General features: G+C 71.4%; 2 protein-coding genes. Both read right to left on the minus strand.

What is annotated here, in order from left to right; genetic code table 11:
* Positions 1–296, minus strand: a 296-nt coding sequence (locus MKK69_RS00435) for a TIM barrel protein (RefSeq protein WP_409564759.1), incomplete at its 3' end; no start/stop codon positions are given.
* Between the two features lie 29 nt (positions 297–325).
* On the minus strand, positions 326–1,294 hold the full coding sequence (gene ltnD / locus MKK69_RS00440) for an L-threonate dehydrogenase (protein WP_279598100.1): 969 nt from the start codon (positions 1,292–1,294) through the stop codon (positions 326–328).
* Positions 1,295–1,679 lie beyond the last annotated feature (385 nt).

The following is a 1,679-nucleotide window of genomic DNA, read 5'->3' on the forward strand; positions in this document are numbered from 1 at the left end:
ACGCCGGTCGCCTCGGCATAGCGCAAAGCCGTCTCGACCCCCGCCTTCAGTTCATCGAAGCGCTCGGGAAACGCCGCCAAGCCACGCTCACCCTTGGCGAAATCGCCGGGCGGCAGGTTGAACAGCGCCTGGGTCAGGCCGTTGCCCCGGAGCCGCGCGCCGATGGCCTCCGGCGGGTGCTCGTAGGGGAACAGGAACTCGACGGCGTCGAATCCGGCTCTGGCGGCGGCCTCGAATCGGTCGAGGAACGGAACCTCGTTGAACATGAGGCTCAAATTGGCGGCGAAGCGCGGCATTGTTCTGGGACTCCCTACGCTCGATCCGGCTACGCTTGACCCGGCAGCTTGGCCCCCGAGACCTGCGCGTAGAGCCGCGCCACGGAGGCGTCGTCGTCCCGGCCCATGCCGGCACCGGACGCCATCAGGAACATCTGAAGCGCCGCCGCCGCCACCGGGACCGGATATTTTTCGGCCCGGGCCATGTCCTGCACGATGCCGAGATCCTTCACGAAGATGTCGACGGCGCTCTTCGGGCTGTAATCGGCGTCGAGGATGTGGGGCACCCGGTTCTCGAACATCCAGGAATTGCCCGCCGACTTGGTGATCACCTCGTAGACGCGGGCGAGGTCGAGGCCCTGCTTGGCGGCGAAGCTCATCGCCTCGCAGGCGGCGGCGATGTGGACGCCGGCGAGCAGCTGGTTGATCATCTTGAAGGCCGCGCCCTGGCCGGCAGCGTCGCCGAGCTCGTAGAGCGTGCCCGCCATGGCATCGAGGGCGGGCCGGGCCTTCGCGAAGGCCGCCGCCGAGCCCGAGGCCAGGAAGGTGAGGCCGCCATCCGCCGCGCGGGCGGCGCCGCCGCTCATCGGGGCGTCGAGATAGTGCCGGCCGGTGGCCTCCAGCCTTGCCGCCAGCGCCCGGGCGACGGCCGGGTCCATGGTGGCGGAGGAGACGAACACGGCGCCTTCGGGCATCGCGCCGGCGGCGCCGGCGGCGCCAAACAGCACCGCCTCGGTCTGGGCGGCGTTGACGACGACGCTCACCACAACGTCGGCGTCCCGGGCCGCCTCGGCCGGGTTGGCGGCGGCGCGTCCCCCGGCGGCGGCGAAGCGCGCCACCGCCTCCGGGTTCACGTCGCAGGCGGCGACGGAGAAGCCCGCCCGCAGGAGCGAGCCGGCCATGCCGGAGCCCATGGAGCCCAGGCCGATCACCGCGGCGCGGTGTGTTGGGTTGGTCATCGGGAGCGGCTCCTGCCTGGAGTGGTGGAAGGGGTCGTTACGTCGCTGAGTGGGGTGCATCGGGAGCCGCATTTGTCCCTCCCCCCTCTGCGGGGGAGGGTGGCCCGCGAAGCGGGTCGGGAGAGGGGAGCGACGGTGCAGAATTGAACGCCGGCCTTCATGAAGGTTGCGCCCTTTCCTGAACCCGGGTTCCCCCCTTGCGGGACTTCGTCCCGACCCGACCCCTGCTGACGCAGGGGCCACCCTCCCCCGCAGAGGGGGGAGGGAGACCGGCGCGCTTGGCTCAAGGCCTCAGCGGTTGACCATCCGGGCCGGCGTGACGAACACGCAGGCCGCGCCGACCACCAGCATCACCGCGATTGCGTACATGCCGGCCGCGGTGCTGCCGGTGGCGTCGCGCAGGGCCCCGATCACGTAGGGGCTGGCGAAGCCCGCGAGGTTCCCC

This window comes from Methylobacterium sp. J-026 (genome assembly GCF_022829585.1).
In the GTDB taxonomy this organism is placed as follows: domain Bacteria; phylum Pseudomonadota; class Alphaproteobacteria; order Rhizobiales; family Beijerinckiaceae; genus Methylobacterium.

Bases quoted from the DNA above. Each gene is read 5' to 3' on its own strand.
- ltnD (WP_279598100.1), bottom strand. From the start codon at position 1,294: ATGCACCCCACTCAGCGACGTAACGACCCCTTCCACCACTCCAGGCAG.